This window comes from Roseobacter sp. TSBP12, from assembly GCF_009129705.1.
GTDB classification, from domain to species: domain Bacteria; phylum Pseudomonadota; class Alphaproteobacteria; order Rhodobacterales; family Rhodobacteraceae; genus Celeribacter; species Celeribacter baekdonensis_A.
Genome location: NZ_PYIB01000028.1, coordinates 96669 through 111213 on the forward strand (window position 1 = coordinate 96669; position 14545 = coordinate 111213).

The 14545-nt window shown below is 56.8% G+C and carries 13 protein-coding genes and 1 riboswitch; of the genes, 5 read left to right on the forward strand and 8 right to left on the reverse strand.

The window, feature by feature from the left end; all coding sequences use genetic code 11:
- The first annotated feature begins 72 nt into the window (after positions 1 to 72).
- The 3 genes from petA to C8029_RS08805 are packed head-to-tail and all read left to right on the forward strand — an operon-like array spanning position 73 to position 2797.
- Positions 73 to 636: a ubiquinol-cytochrome c reductase iron-sulfur subunit gene (gene petA / locus C8029_RS08795; protein ID WP_009570286.1), complete on the forward strand. Its 564-nt coding sequence runs from the start codon at positions 73 to 75 to the stop codon at positions 634 to 636.
- Between the two features lie 11 nt (positions 637 to 647).
- Complete coding sequence (gene petB / locus C8029_RS08800; RefSeq protein WP_009570287.1) at positions 648 to 1961, forward strand: cytochrome b; 1314 nt, start codon at positions 648 to 650, stop codon at positions 1959 to 1961.
- A 17-nt stretch (positions 1962 to 1978) separates the two neighbouring features.
- Positions 1979 to 2797, forward strand: coding sequence for a cytochrome c1 (locus C8029_RS08805; protein WP_009570288.1), 819 nt, complete (start codon positions 1979 to 1981; stop codon positions 2795 to 2797).
- Between the two features lie 53 nt (positions 2798 to 2850).
- Here the strand turns inward: C8029_RS08805 and C8029_RS08810 are convergent, their stop codons facing one another.
- The 3 genes from C8029_RS08810 to thiB are packed head-to-tail and all read right to left on the reverse strand — an operon-like array spanning position 2851 to position 6033.
- Positions 2851 to 3546, reverse strand: coding sequence for a thiamine ABC transporter ATP-binding protein (locus tag C8029_RS08810; RefSeq protein WP_152002758.1), 696 nt, complete (start codon positions 3544 to 3546; stop codon positions 2851 to 2853).
- Positions 3539 to 5083 (reverse strand): thiamine/thiamine pyrophosphate ABC transporter permease ThiP, encoded by a 1545-nt coding sequence (locus C8029_RS08815; protein WP_152002759.1) that lies wholly within the window; start codon positions 5081 to 5083, stop codon positions 3539 to 3541. Before C8029_RS08815 ends, C8029_RS08810 begins: the two co-directional genes overlap by 8 nt.
- On the reverse strand, positions 5059 to 6033 hold the full coding sequence (gene thiB, locus C8029_RS08820) for a thiamine ABC transporter substrate binding subunit (protein ID WP_152002760.1): 975 nt from the start codon (positions 6031 to 6033) through the stop codon (positions 5059 to 5061). The genes C8029_RS08815 and thiB overlap by 25 nt, the downstream gene beginning before the upstream one ends.
- Before the next feature lie 43 nt (positions 6034 to 6076).
- Positions 6077 to 6181: riboswitch (TPP riboswitch) on the reverse strand.
- Positions 6182 to 6338: 157 nt separating this feature from the next.
- On the opposite strand from thiB, the gene aroC reads away from it, so the two are divergent.
- Complete coding sequence (gene aroC, locus C8029_RS08825; protein ID WP_152002761.1) at positions 6339 to 7445, forward strand: chorismate synthase; 1107 nt, start codon at positions 6339 to 6341, stop codon at positions 7443 to 7445.
- Between the two features lie 8 nt (positions 7446 to 7453).
- Here aroC and C8029_RS08830 read toward each other — a convergent pair whose 3' ends face one another.
- From C8029_RS08830 to C8029_RS08840, 3 genes are all read right to left on the reverse strand, one after another.
- Entirely contained in the window at positions 7454 to 8314 is an 861-nt protein-coding gene (locus tag C8029_RS08830) for a DMT family transporter (protein WP_193217625.1), read from the reverse strand.
- A gap of 69 nt (positions 8315 to 8383) precedes the next feature.
- A complete protein-coding gene (locus tag C8029_RS08835; RefSeq protein WP_009570294.1) occupies positions 8384 to 8671 on the reverse strand; it encodes an HU family DNA-binding protein in 288 nt (95 codons plus the stop codon).
- Between the two features lie 132 nt (positions 8672 to 8803).
- Positions 8804 to 10288, reverse strand: a complete 1485-nt coding sequence (locus tag C8029_RS08840) for an AMP nucleosidase (RefSeq protein ID WP_193217626.1) — start codon at positions 10286 to 10288, stop codon at positions 8804 to 8806.
- 155 nt (positions 10289 to 10443) lie between these two features.
- Between C8029_RS08840 and C8029_RS08845 the strand changes: the two genes are divergently transcribed.
- Positions 10444 to 11310: an SDR family oxidoreductase gene (locus C8029_RS08845; RefSeq protein WP_152002762.1), complete on the forward strand. Its 867-nt coding sequence runs from the start codon at positions 10444 to 10446 to the stop codon at positions 11308 to 11310.
- On the opposite strand, the gene C8029_RS08850 is transcribed toward C8029_RS08845, so the two are convergent.
- Both C8029_RS08850 and dxs read right to left on the reverse strand, forming a co-directional pair.
- Positions 11304 to 12497 carry an MFS transporter gene (locus tag C8029_RS08850; protein ID WP_152002763.1) on the reverse strand — a complete coding sequence of 398 codons (1194 nt, stop codon included), beginning with the start codon at positions 12495 to 12497 and terminating at the stop codon, positions 11304 to 11306. The two genes, C8029_RS08845 and C8029_RS08850, sit on opposite strands and share 7 nt — an antisense overlap.
- Positions 12498 to 12613: 116 nt before the next feature.
- Positions 12614 to 14542: a 1-deoxy-D-xylulose-5-phosphate synthase gene (gene dxs / locus C8029_RS08855; RefSeq protein WP_152002764.1), complete on the reverse strand. Its 1929-nt coding sequence runs from the start codon at positions 14540 to 14542 to the stop codon at positions 12614 to 12616.
- Positions 14543 to 14545: the final 3 nt, after the last annotated feature.

Here is a 14545-nt window from a genome sequence, read left to right on the forward strand (position 1 = left end):
AGGGCTGCATCCAATTGCGGCCTCTCATGCATTCGCCGGACGGACCCGGCTTGAGACAATGGAGATTTGCTCGTGTCCCATGTAGAAGAACACGAAGGCACCCGCCGCGATTTCCTGTACTACGCCACTGGTGGCGCAGGTGCAGTCGCCGCAGGCGCCGCCGTCTGGCCGCTGGTCAATCAAATGAACCCCTCTGCCGATGTTCAGGCGCTGTCGTCGATCCGTGTTGACATCAGCGGCGTCGAAGTTGGCACACAGCTGACCGTCAAATGGCGCGGCAAGCCGGTGTTCATCCGCCGCCGCACCCAAGACGAGATCGACATGGGCCGCGCAGTTGAGCTGAGCGATCTTGTTGATCCAAAAGCTGAAAACGCCAACATCGCCGCTGACGCAACCGCCATCGACGAAAACCGCACGCTTGATGAAGCGGGTGAATGGTTGGTGATGATGGGTGTTTGCACCCACCTTGGCTGTGTGCCTCTGGGCGATGGCGCCGGTGATTTCGGTGGCTGGTTCTGCCCCTGTCACGGGTCGCATTACGACACCGCTGGCCGTATCCGCAAAGGTCCGGCTCCGCGCAACCTCGATATTCCTGTCGCTGCTTTTGATGGCGACACCGAAATCGTTCTGGGCTGAGGGAGGAACTTATGTCTGGTATTCCGCACGACCATTATGAGCCGAAAACGGGCTTCACCAAGGCGGTCGAGTCTCGCCTTCCGATCATCGGCCTGATCCACGGCACCTTGATGATCCCGACCCCGAAAAACCTGAACTGGATGTGGATCTGGGGCATCGTCCTCGCGTTCTGCCTTGGGCTTCAGATCGTCACCGGCATTGTTTTGGTGATGCATTACACGCCGCATGTCGATATGGCCTTTGCCTCTGTCGAACATATCATGCGTGACGTGAACGGCGGTCATATGCTGCGCTACTTGCACGCCAACGGCGCGTCGATGTTCTTCTTTGCCGTGTATCTGCACATTTTCCGTGGCCTCTACTACGGGTCTTACAAAGCCCCACGTGAGATCACTTGGATCATCGGCATGATCATCTACCTGTTGATGATGGCAACCGGCTTTATGGGTTACGTTCTGCCTTGGGGTCAAATGTCCTTCTGGGGCGCCACCGTGATCACCGGCCTGTTTGGCGCGATCCCCTTTGTGGGCGAACCGATCCAAACCTGGCTCTTGGGTGGGCCGGCTGTGGACAACGCCACGCTGAACCGCTTCTTCTCGCTGCACTATTTGCTGCCCTTCGTGATTGCGGGCCTTGTGATCGTTCACATCTGGGCCTTCCACACCACCGGCAACAACAACCCGACGGGTGTTGAAGTGCGCCGCACCTCGAAAGCCGAAGCCAAGAAAGACACCCTGCCCTTCTGGCCGTATTTCGTGATCAAAGACCTCTTCGCGCTCGGCGTGGTTTTGGTCGTGTTCTTCGCGGTTGTTGGCTTTATGCCGAACTTCCTCGGCCACCCGGACAACTACCTCGAAGCAAACCCGCTTTCGACACCTGCGCACATTGTGCCGGAATGGTACTTCCTGCCGTTCTACGCCATCCTGCGTGCCTTCACGGCGGATGTTTGGGCCGTGCAAGCGGTCTCCTTCATCACCGGCGGCATCGTTGATGCGAAATTCTTCGGCGTCTTGGCCATGTTTGGCGCGATCATCGCCATGGCTCTCGTGCCTTGGCTCGACACATCGTCGGTGCGTTCGGGCAAATACCGCCCGATGTTCAAATGGTGGTTTGCACTGTTGGCTGTCGATTTCGTTGTGCTGATGTGGGTGGGCGCCATGCCGACCGATGGGATTTACCCGTATATCTCGCTGATCGGTGCAACCTATTGGTTCGCCTACTTCTTCGTCATCCTCCCGCTTTTGGGTGTGATCGAGAAACCGCTGCCGACTCCGGCCACGATCGAAGAAGACTTTGCCGCCCATTACCCGGGCGCGGCCGAGTGAGAAAGGAAACAGGGACGATGATGAAGAAACTTACCCTCTCCGCCCTCACCGCGCTGGCTTTGTCCACCGGTGGGGCGATCGCCGCAGGCGAAGGCGGACATGTCCATGATGTGGATTTCTCCTTCGAAGGACCGTTCGGTAAATTTGACCAGATGCAGCTTCAGCGCGGTCTGCAAGTTTACACCGAGGTCTGTTCGGCGTGTCACGGCATGAAATTCGTGCCGATCCGCACGCTGGCCGACGAAGGTGGCCCGGCACTCCCCGAAGATCAGGTCCGCGCTTATGCGGCCCAGTTGTCGGTGAATGACGAAGCCTCCAACATGCAGCTTTTCGACTATAACGAAGGTGCTGCGCGCCCGTTGACCGCGAACGACCACTTCCCTGCCAACAATTCGCAAAACGCACCTGACCTGTCCTTGATGGCAAAGGCGCGTGCGGGGTTCCACGGCCCTTACGGCACTGGCATCAACCAGTTCCTCAAAGGCATTGGTGGCCCGGAGCACATCGTCTCCATCCTGACCGGCTACACCGGTGAGGAAAAGGTCGAAGCTGGCACCACCTATTACGAGAACACCGCGTTCTCGACCGGTTGGATCGCCATGGCTCCGCCCCTTTACGGGGAAGATGTCGAATATGCTGATGGTCACTCCAATGAGCTGCACCATGAAGCCGAAGACGTGGCTGCCTTTTTGATGTGGGCTGCTGAGCCGAAGATGATGGCACGCAAGCGGGCTGGCTTTATGGCCGTGACCTTCTTGGTGCTGCTGACCTCTTTGCTCTACCTGACCAACAAAAAACTCTGGGCGCCGCATAAAGGCAAAAAGACGTCGCTTTAAGCGACCGAAGAGTTAGAAGTGATGAGAAAGCGCCCCAATTTGGGGCGCTTTTTTCATGGGCCGATGTAATCCAAAAGTCCCTGTGGCGGGTCCGCTTTCATCTCTGCCCATGGCCGTGGCGGTTGACAGGTCCCGCCCTCCACCCAAATCACCAGATCGGCGAAACGGTCCACATCCGACACATCATGGGTGACCATCAACATCGTCGCCCCTAAGCGCTCCGACACGTCTTTTGCCAGATCAATCATCTCATGTCGCATCGCCGGACCAAGCGCCGAAAACGGCTCATCCAACAGGATCAACGGCTTTTGCTGCACAAGGACGCGCGCCAAAGCCACACGGCTTTGTTGTCCGCCCGAAAGTGCACCCGGACGCCGGGTTTCTAAACCCTCAAGTCCCACGGCCCGCAGCGCCTCGGATACTGCGCTCTGCTCAGATTTGGACAGGCGCAAACTTGGCCTAAGCCCAAGCCCGACATTCTGCGCCGCGGTCATATGAGCAAAAAGCGTGTTGTCCTGAAACAGATGTGAAATCGGGCGTTCAAAAGGCGCGGATAGGCCAAAGGGCCTGCCCCGCCAAAGAATGTCGCCGTCATCAGGGGTCTCAAATCCCCCGATGAGCGACAGAAGCGTCGATTTTCCCGCCCCCGAGGGTCCAATCACCGCCACCCGCGCGCCTTTTGGCACTTGGAAATCGGCGGTGAGGGTAAAATCGCCCTGCGTTAAGTGCAAATTTCGGAACTCAAGCACGGCGTCTCCCCCAGAGATCGAAGATGTAAAACAGAGCCAAACTCAGCCCAAGAAGCAGTAAAGCCGCCCCCATCGCCTGATCCATCCGGTAAGACCCCATCAAGCGGTAGATTTGCAGCGGGAGTGTTGCGGAGTCGGGGCGCGCAAAAAGGGCGATCACCCCAAGATCCCCCATCGACAGCGCCGCAGCCAACCCGGCCGAAAAGCCCACAGGCCCGCGCAACCTGGGCCACAGCACAAGCCGCACGCGGGTCCATCCCGTCAGCCCAAGACTGTCAGACAAGCGCCCATAGGTCCGCTCCGTTGTCGCCAAAGCGGGCCCAATCGCGCGCAAGATAAACGGCAAGGACATCACCGCATTGACCAAAGCAGTGATGAACAAAGCCCAATCCGCCGGATCGGCCACAGCAAAAAGCACAATGTAAAGCCCTGTGCCCATGACCAGTGGCGAGGCTGCGATGGCCGTCATACCAACACCTTCCAACCATCGCCACCGTAGCGCCGAGAGACTAAGAGACAGGGACAAGATGATCGCCAATGCGGCCGATCCAAGGGCCGTCACAAGGGAACGCAGGGCCGCAGACCAAACGGAGATGGGCAGATCAAACACCCCATATGCGCCACGCAGGACGATGGCCAGAAGCGGTAGGAGCAAGAAGAGACTGACCATCATGATCCAAAACAAATCCACCCCCCGTGCGCTCAACTTATGAACATCGAACCGCTGCACAGGGCGATCCAAACCAGCCCCTCCCACCTGGGGAACCCGAAATTTCAGCGATACAAAGGCAGCAACCGCACAGATCACCACTTGGATCAGCGCCAAAAGTGAGGCTTTACCGAGGTTGAAATCATAGCGAAACGCTTCGTAGATCGCGAGTTCAACGGTGGTGGCTTTGGGTCCCCCACCAAAGGTCAGGGCGACGGCGAAGGAGGTGGTGCAAATCAGAAAAATGACGGCAAACGCGCCGGGCACAATCTCTTTGAGCATCGGTCCTTCGATGTGGCGAAACATGTCGCGCGGAGCGAAATTAAGCGAGGCCGCAAGGCGGAACCTCTCGGACGGGATAGCGCCCCAACCCTGAAGCAACAACCGTGTTGCAAGTGGCAAATTAAAGAACACATGCGCAAGGATCACACCATGGAATCCGTAGATCGAAACAGGCTCTAATCCAGCCCAACTGAGCACAATCGAGATAAATCCCGTTTTGCCAAACACCGCCGTTAATCCGAGAATGGCGACAATCGTCGGCAAGATAAATGGTGCGCCCAAGAGGGTGATCAAAAGGCGACGCCCAGGGAAATCACGCCGCGCTAAGCCGCGTGCGACCGGAACCGCCAAGACCACCGACAGGCCCGCAGAGATCAGTGCCTGAACAACGGTGAAACGGACCGCCATCCAGTCAAATTGCGACAGTGTTGAAAAGCTTTCAGCCCGAAGCGCAACAACGCCCAGAGTGCCAAGGCTCAAGGCGGCGACCAAAGCCGCCGCTATGAGCCCCGGCCAAAGTCTTATTGCGAAAACGCGGTGCGCCATTCGGCAATCGCCTTGTCCCGCAACGCATCCGCTTCATTTTCATCAAGGAAAATGGCCTTTTCCGGGTAGTTCAATTCAGAGAATGCCTCGGGCCATTGATCACGCGGCAAAGCGGCGGGGTAGGACCAATTGGCCGTCGGAATGATGTTTTGAAACGTCGGTGAGAGGATGAAGGCCATGAACGCATCCGCAAGCTCCGGCTGATCGGTGCCTTTCAGTTTTGCGGCGAGTTCGACCATGAAATAGTGGCCTTCGTCAAACAGCGCGGCGGATTTCGTTTCATCTTCTTCAGCAATGATGTGATATGCGGGTGAGGTCGTGTAGGAGAGAACCATGTCCACCTCGCCATCGGTAAACAGGCCGTAGGCTTCGGACCAGCCCTTAGTCACTGTCGTGACTTTCGGCGCCAATTTTGCCCATTCCGCTTCGGCGTCGTCCCCAAACACCTCTTTGCCCCACAGCACCAAAGCCAGCCCCGAGATCGACGTGCGCGGATCTTGGATTGCGATGGACCAATCTTCAGTCGAATTCACCAAGTCATGGAAGGACGCGGGCGGATTTTTAATCTTGGTGTTGTCATAGACAAAGGCCGTATAGCTCCAGTTGAACGGCAAGAACGTGTCGTCCGTCCACTCAAGCGGCAGGGTCAACGGCGACAGGTCCAGCCCATGCGGCACAAAAAGCCCGGTTTCACGTGCCTTCTTGGTCACATCTGAATTGAACCCGATAACCACATCCGCCTTGGTCCGTTCGCCTTCCAACAGAATACGCGGCAACACATCACCTGTGACATATTCAATCTCACAGTCACATTCGGCCTCAAACGCCGCCTTGATCGCCGGGCCCGGACCCCACTCAGAGGCAAAATAATCGGGGGCATAGATGGTCAGAGGGTCTGCGTGAGCCGCCGAGGCCGCAACCAGTGCCGCAAGTGTAAATCCATATTTCATGGCTCGCTCCATTCAAAAATGGGCGAAGAAAAAGGTGGCGAATGGTGATCGCTAATACCTTCCCTCCGCCGGTGTTAGCCGGTTCAGGTTCAACGGGTCCGCTTTCGCATCTCAGCCGTGTTGCACACGGGCACCCCGAGGTGTCCGTGACGCTATTGCCCCTTTGAAGGAAGTTCAAGCCCCTCCTACAGTGCGGGAGAGACCGGTTGGTTCAGGATGTGCTTTATGAGCGCCATAGAATGATTTCCCTTGATTGCTCAAACAAGTGACATCGGGTAAAGCAGGGGAAACCTGAGGAGCACCCGATGAGCATGAACACATTCGGACATCTTTTTCGTTTCACGACATGGGGTGAAAGCCACGGTCCGGCGCTTGGCGCGACGGTGGATGGTTGCCCTCCGGGTATCGAAATCAATGAGGCGATGCTTCAGGTCTGGCTTGATAAACGCAAGCCGGGAACATCGAAATACACCACTCAGCGGCGCGAACCGGACCAAGTGGAAATCCTGTCTGGAGTGTTTGAGGGTAAGACCACGGGTACGCCGATCCAATTGATGATCCGCAACACCGATCAGCGCTCAAAGGATTATGGTGAGATCGCGCAAGCCTTTCGTCCGGGCCATGCCGATATCACCTATTTCCAAAAATATGGCATCCGCGATTATCGCGGGGGCGGCCGCTCCAGTGCGCGCGAAACCGCGGCGCGTGTGGCCGCTGGCGGTATTGCACGCGCGGTTTTGGCCGAATTGGTGCCGGGCCTTGAGATCAAGGGCTACATGACCCAGATCGGCCCGCATGGGATCGAAGGCGAACGCGATTTCTCTGAGATCGACAACAACCCGTTTTGGGTGCCCTCCGCCAAAACCGCCGAAAACTGGGCCGCCTATCTGACTGGCATTCGAAAAAGCGGGTCCTCTATTGGAGCCATTATCGAGGTGGTCGCGAAAGGCGCGCCAGCCGGGCTTGGAGCGCCGATTTATGCCAAGTTAGACACGGATTTGGCCGCGGCGATGATGTCGATCAACGCGGTGAAAGGTGTCGAAATTGGCGAAGGTATGAATGCCGCCTGTCTGTCTGGTGAAGAAAACGCCGATGAGATGCGGATGGGGCCAAATGGGCCTGAGTTTGGGTCTAATCATGCGGGTGGCATTCTCGGTGGGATTTCGACCGGGCAAGACCTTGTTGTGCGGTTTGCGGTGAAACCCACCTCTTCGATCCTCACGTCGCGCAAAACGATCAATCAGGCGGGCGAAAACACCGACCTGATCACAAAGGGGCGTCATGACCCCTGTGTCGGTATCCGCGCTGTGCCTGTGGGCGAGGCAATGATGGCTTGCGTCATCTTGGATCACCTGCTGCTGCATCGTGGTCAAGTTGGCGAAGGGTTGCGAGGTAGATTTGGGGCCAAATAAGACCCCAATCATGCCTTAGACATCTGAACCGCTAAAATGCCCGCCATGATGGTCAAAACGCCGTAAATGTCCCATTGGCTGACATGTTCGCCCAGCAACAGCGCCGCGATCGCGACGCCAAAAAACGGGTTGAGAAAGTGGAAGGCTGCGGATTTGACGGTTCCAATGCGCTCAACCAGTTTGAACCAAATCCAAGTGGCCATGAGCCCCGGAACGAAGGTTGTATAGAGCATCGCCCAGACCAATTTGGCGGACATGGTGAGCTCATATGTGTCAATCGCCGGGGATAGCACAGCAAGCACAATCGATCCGATCAGACTTTGCACACCAACCACCATCAAAACATTGCCTCCGGCATTCGTCGACCGCACAGCCAGCGTCGCAATCGCAAGCGCGACAGTGCCGACACTACACATGGCAATCCCCACAAGATCACTGCCACTCGACAAGCGCGTGCTCATGATGATCAACACCCCCATGAACCCCAACACGAGGCCAAAGATCGCCATAGGTTTAGGAGTTTCGCGCAGGATTAGGGTTGAAAGCAAAGCCACGACAAGCGGCATGGATGAGGCAAGAACCGCCGCAAGGGAGGCCTCAACCGTCCGCATCGCCAAAAAATACAGGCCCAGATAGGCAACGTTTTGGCACAGACCAAAGAGGACGATGCTTTTCCATTGTGTACGGGTAAAATTCCACGATTGACCAAGCAGTTTGGCCAGCGCCACCCCCGCCAAACCAGAAAGGGCAAACCGCACAGACAAGGCCGCAAGCGCTGGCGCATCTGCAACGATAATCCGAGCCGATGTGAAGGCCGAGGACCACATCAGCACGAAGGCCAACCCCATTACGATCGCTCTGATATCCATATCATGCCCCCAAACGAAGAAGGGCCGCGACTGTGCGCGACCCCTCCCAGAAATAACTCAATCGACCGATTAGCCGTTTACGCTGTCTTTCAACGCTTTGGCGATGGTCATTTTCACAACCTTGTCGGCGTCTTTCGGCATCTGGTCACCCGTTTGCGGGTTGCGGACCATGCGTGCAGGACGTTCACGGCAATAAATTTTGCCAACACCCGGAAGGGTCACAGCGCCACCGCCGGAAACTTCTTTGGTGATGAGCGCAGTGATTGCATCAAGAGCAGCCCCTGCAGATTTTTTGTCGGAGCCCATCTCTTCGGCGAGAGCAGCAACGAGTTGGGTCTTGGTCATCGGTTTCGACATGTCTGTATCTCCTCGTAGTCCCCCATGCAGTAGAGGGTTATTGCGCATTTCTAAGCGAATATTGAGGGGCCGCACAACGCCTAGTGTAACAGAGCGGTATGTTTTCGCGCATTTTGGGTGAAAAAACCTCCCTTAAAGGAAAGCGGTCTCCTCAAATGACCGCAATTTGCGGCTGTGAATGCGCTCGATCGGCATTTCACGGAGGATTTCCATCGAACGAATGCCGATCAAAAGATGCCTCGCAACCTGTGATTTGTAGAAATCAGAGGCCATACCGGGTAACTTTAGCTCACCATGAAGCGGCTTATCAGACACGCAAAGCAACGTGCCATAGGGCACCCGGAACCGGAATCCGTTGGCGGCAATGGTGGCAGATTCCATATCAAGGGCGATGGCCCGCGACTGACTGAGACGCTGAACCGGTCCGGATTGATCGCGCAATTCCCAGTTGCGGTTGTCAATCGTCGCCACCGTGCCGGTGCGCATGATCCGCTTTAACTCGTAGCCCTCCAATTTGGTCACCTGTTCGACAGCGGTTTCCAAAGAGGTCTGAATTTCCGCCAAGGCTGGGATCGGCACCCAGACCGGCAGGTCCGCATCCAGCACATGATCTTCACGCAGATAGGCGTGCGCCAAAACGAAATCACCCAGCCGCTGAGAATTGCGAAGACCGGCGCAATGTCCGACCATGATCCAGGCATGAGGCCGCAGCACCGCGATATGATCGGTTGCGGTTTTGGCATTCGACGGACCCACGCCGATATTGACCAAAGTGATCCCCGACCCATCCGCACGCTTCAAATGATAGGTCGGCATTTGCGGCGTTTTGGTCGTGGGCGGAATCTCCGTCTCGGCATCAAAAATCTCGACATTCCCGGTTGAGACGAAACTTGTGTAACCGCTGTTCGGATCGGCCAGGACCTGACGGGCATAGGCCTCAAATTCCGAGACATAGAATTGATAGTTGGTGAACAACACATGGTTCTGAAAATGGCTCGCATCCGTCGCAGTATAATGGGACAGACGGGCCAGTGAGTAATCAATCCGCTGCGCCGTAAAGGGCGCAAGCGCGGCCGAGCCGTCCTCATGCAGAAAGCCAAACCCGTTGACGATATCGTCATGGGTGGTGGTCAAATCCGGCACATCAAATACATCGCGCAGCGGGTAGGACATGACTCCCTCTTGCGGGACGGTCACGGATTCGTCGTTGGCGACAGCAAAATGCACCGGCATCGGCGTGTCAGAGATGCCAATTTCGACGCTTACACCATGATTGCGCACGATCTGTTTGATTTGTTGGGTGAGGTAATTGCGAAACAAATCCGGGCGCGTGATCGTTGTGGAATACATCCCCGGCTTGGCGACATGCCCAAACGACAAGCGGCTGTCCATTGCGGCATAGGAGGTCGTCACAACGCGGATTTCGGGATAACAGGCCCGGTAGCGCGCGGTGGGTGCCTGCCCGCTGGCCACTTGGGAGAACTTTTCCGCTAAAAACGATGTGGCCTCGAAATAGAGTTCTTCGAGGAAAGCGACCGCTGCCGCCGGATCGGTAAAATTGCGCGGCGCGATTAAGGGCGGTGTCTCAAGGGCGAGGCTTTTGCTTGTCGTATTCACTCTTATATCCTCTTACGGTAAGACGGTCCCTCATTACTCTTGGGGTCCGTTTTGTCGAATGCTGAGAAATCAGCCTTGCTGTCCAATTGAGACCAAGTGGGCGACGGGCGCAAGGCCCAGAGATGTGACCTGAGATCAGACACGAGAGGCCAACAATGACCCAACCGCACCTGTTTTCCTTCGGCCATGGCTATAGCGCCCAGGCTCTTGCGCGCCGTCTTTTGTCCCAAGGCTGGGCAATCACAGGTACAACCCGTAGCGCAGACAGAGCACAAGAATTTGACAGCGCAGGCGTGACCCCACTGGTGCTCGGACAAGACCCGATTTCGTCACAACTGTCCCAAGCCACACATCTTTTGGTATCCGCCGCGCCCGGCCCTGACGGTGACCCGATGTTGCACCATTATCGAGAAGCCTTGGTGGAAGCTGCACCACATTTGACGTGGGTTGGGTATCTGTCGACCACCGGCGTTTACGGTGATCACGGGGGGAATTGGGTGACAGAGGACACGGCCCTCACCCCCGCCACAAAACGCGGGATCGCTCGGGTCGAAGCCGAGGCCGCTTGGCAGTCTTTTGCGCGGGATTTGGGTCTTAATCTGTCGATTTTCCGCCTTGCTGGCATTTATGGCCCCGGACGTGGTCCGTTTGCCAAAGTCCGCTCCGGCACAGCGCGTCGGATCATCAAACAAGGCCAAATTTTTTCACGCATCCATGTGGAAGACATCGCTCAAGTGCTTGAGGCCGCGATTCATCGACCCGAACTTAGCGGAATTTACAATGTCTGCGATGATCTGCCCGTGCCACCAGAAGATGTGATCGGCTATGCAGCCGAACTTTTGGGTCTGCCTTTGCCACCACAAGAAGATTTTGAAACCGCCGACATGACGCCGATGGCCCGTAGCTTTTATGCCGAGAGCAAAAAAGTCAGCAATGAAAAGATGAAGCGAGATTTGGACGTGAAACTGATCTATCCCGATTACAAAACGGGTCTAAAGGCGCTTTTGGCGCAGGATCAGTGACTGTTTTGCCAGTTCCGGCGATGGTCGAACACCGTCACCGCATAAAGGATGACGCCTGCAAATGTAAGCACGGCACCGACATAGCCTGACGAGGGAAACCCATAGCCTTTGGCAATAAAGAGGGAGGCTGCGAAAGGCCCCAGAGCATTGGCAGCATTAAAAGCCGCGTGATGCAAAGACGCAGCAAGCGATTGCGCGTCGCGTGCCACATCCATCAATCGGGTCTGGAGCAGGATCGGATACCCGTTCGCGATGCCCAAGGCGAGCACCAGAACCGCCATCGCATAGGCCCGATCAGCGATCATCGGATAGATCAACAGCAACGCGATGTTGATGAACAAGGTGGCAAAGACCGAGACATTGAGCGCTCGATCTGCCGCCCACCCGGCCAAAAGCGCGCCAATTGTCATCCCTGCACCCATCAGAGCGAGATAGAGTGGAATGCTGCCCTCGGTGACATGGGTCACGTCGATAAGCGTTGAGGTCAGATAGGTATAAAAGGCAAAAAAGCCACCAAATCCAATGGCTCCGCTCAACAGCGTCAAAAGTACCTGGCGGTTCTTAAGTGCGTCCAGCTCACTCAACGCACTGGAGCCCGTGCCAATCTCAGTTTTCGGAGCAAAGATCAGGATCATCAGCGCCGTAATCGCAGCTAAAACCCCGACCAAAGCAAAGGCCCAACGCCAGCCCACCGTTTGCCCCAACACATTCGCGACGGGCACACCGACAACCGTCGCCACGGTCAGCCCTAACATAAGCCGTGCCACCGCCTTGCCGCGATTTTTCGACCCCGCCAAGGACGCCGCCATAAGAGCCGCAACACCGAAATAGGCCCCATGCGGTACACCGCTGAGAAACCGCGCGGCCAACATCATCGGATAATTGGCGGCAAGCGCAGACAAAATATGCGTCAGACAAAAGGCCACCATAAGACCGATGAGCAAAAGCCGCCGCTCAATCCGCGCTGCGGCCACAGCGATCAAAGGCGCGCCGACGACCACGCCCAATGCATAGGCCGAAATCAACCGGCTTGCCGTGGCTTCCGTTATGTCCAACCCCTCTGCCATGAAAGGCAAAAGGCTCATCGAAGCAAATTCGGTTGTTCCAATCGCAAACCCACCCATCGCGAGCGCAAAAAGGACGATCCCCGGGTGCGTAGCAGAGGGGGCGAAGGAGGCGGTTGCCATTGTGGTGAGTCCTGAACAGAGTGCGCATCACACTTCCCCTATTCAGCCCCGCGGTTCAACAAGAAGGGCGCGATGCTTTGCTCATAGCCGCCTTGCAAATCTGGCAAAGCCACCCCCTAGGCGCGTTTGCTCGACAGATCGGTCACACCAAGAGCGGACAGCACTTTGGCCTCAATGTCCGGCGTGTTGAGACCTGCCATGGCATACATCGCCTCAGGGCTTGCCTGATCAATGAATGTGTCCGGCAAGGTCATCGAGCGGAATTTGAGGCCGCGATCAAACAGACCCTCATTTGCCAGAAAATCGGCCACATGTGACCCAAATCCACCGACAGCGCCTTCTTCAATGGTGATCAGGGCCTCATGGTTTGCGACCAGATCACGGATCAAATCATGATCGAGAGGTTTGGCAAAGCGCGCGTCGGCCACGGTACAGGAAGCGCCTTTGGCGGCAAGGTTTTCAGCCGCTTTTAGGCTGGATTCGAGACGTGTTCCAAAGGACAAAAGCGCCACGCGCGTGCCCTCAACCACAACACGACCTTTGCCAATCTCAAGCGGCACACCGCGTTCAGGCATCTGCACGCCCACGCCTTCGCCACGCGGATAGCGAAAGGCGATGGGACCGTCATCATGCGCGGCAGCAGTGGCAACCATATGGACAAGCTCCGCCTCATCGGCGGCCGCCATCACCACCATGCCGGGCAGGTTGGCGAGAAACGCCACGTCAAAAGATCCCGCATGGGTTGCCCCATCGGCGCCAACAAGTCCCGCGCGATCAATCGCAAAGCGCACAGGCAGCCGCTGAATGGCTACATCGTGGACGACCTGATCATAGCCACGCTGAAGGAAGGTCGAATACATCGTGCAAAACGGCTTCATTCCGCCCGCAGCCAGACCGGCGCAAAACGTCACGCCATGCTGTTCGGCGATGCCCACATCAAAACAGCGAGTCGGGAATCGTTCGGCAAAGAGATTAAGCCCTGTGCCATCCGGCATGGCCGCCGTCACGGCGACGATTTTATCGTCGAACCCGGCCTCTTGGATCAGCGCTTTGGCAAACACAGAAGTGTAAGACGGCGCGTTGGATTTGGCCTTTTTCTGCTCTCCCGTGACCATGTCGAATTTGCCGGTGGCATGACCTTTGTCGGGGCGACCTTCGGCAGGGGCGTAGCCTTTGCCTTTCTGGGTGATCGCATGAATCAGGATCGGCCCGGTCGCACGCGCTTTCACGGTGCGCAACACCGACAGAAGCTGATCCAGATCGTGACCATCAATCGGCCCGACATAGGAAAATCCCAGTTCTTCAAACAAGGTGCCGCCGACAGTCATGCCCTTAAGCATTTCCTTGGCGCGTTTGGCCCCTTCCTGGAACGGATGCGGCAAAAGCGAGACAGCGCCTTTGGCTGCGGCCTTGAGTTCTTGGAACGGCGCCCCCGCATAGAGACGGGTCAGGTAGGACGACAGCGCGCCCGTGGGCGGCGCAATCGACATTTCATTGTCGTTGAGGATCACAATCAACCGTTTGCCCAAATGACCCGCGTTGTTCATTGCCTCAAAGGCCATACCAGCGGACATCGAGCCATCCCCAATCACCGCAATAGCATCGCCGATCCCGTTCTCGGGCGCACCGCCCAGATCGCGCGCCACGGCAAAGCCCAGAGCAGCGGAAATCGAGGTCGAACTATGCGCCGCACCAAAGGGATCATAGGGGCTTTCCGAGCGCTTGGTGAAGCCGGACAGGCCACCTTCGGTCCGCAAGGTGCGGATACGGTCACGGCGTCCGGTGAGGATTTTATGCGGGTAGCATTGGTGCGACACGTCCCAGATCAGACGATCTTTTGGCGCATCAAACACCGCATGCAGTGCCACGGTCAATTCGACCACACCCAGCCCAGCGCCCAGATGACCGCCCGTCACAGAGACGGCGGAAATGGTTTCCTGCCGCAACTCATGCGCCAGACGCTTTAGCTCCGGATCAGAGAGAGCCTTGAGATCGGCCGGAACATGAACACGGTCTAGGGTGGGTGTGGCTGGACGGTCAGACATAGC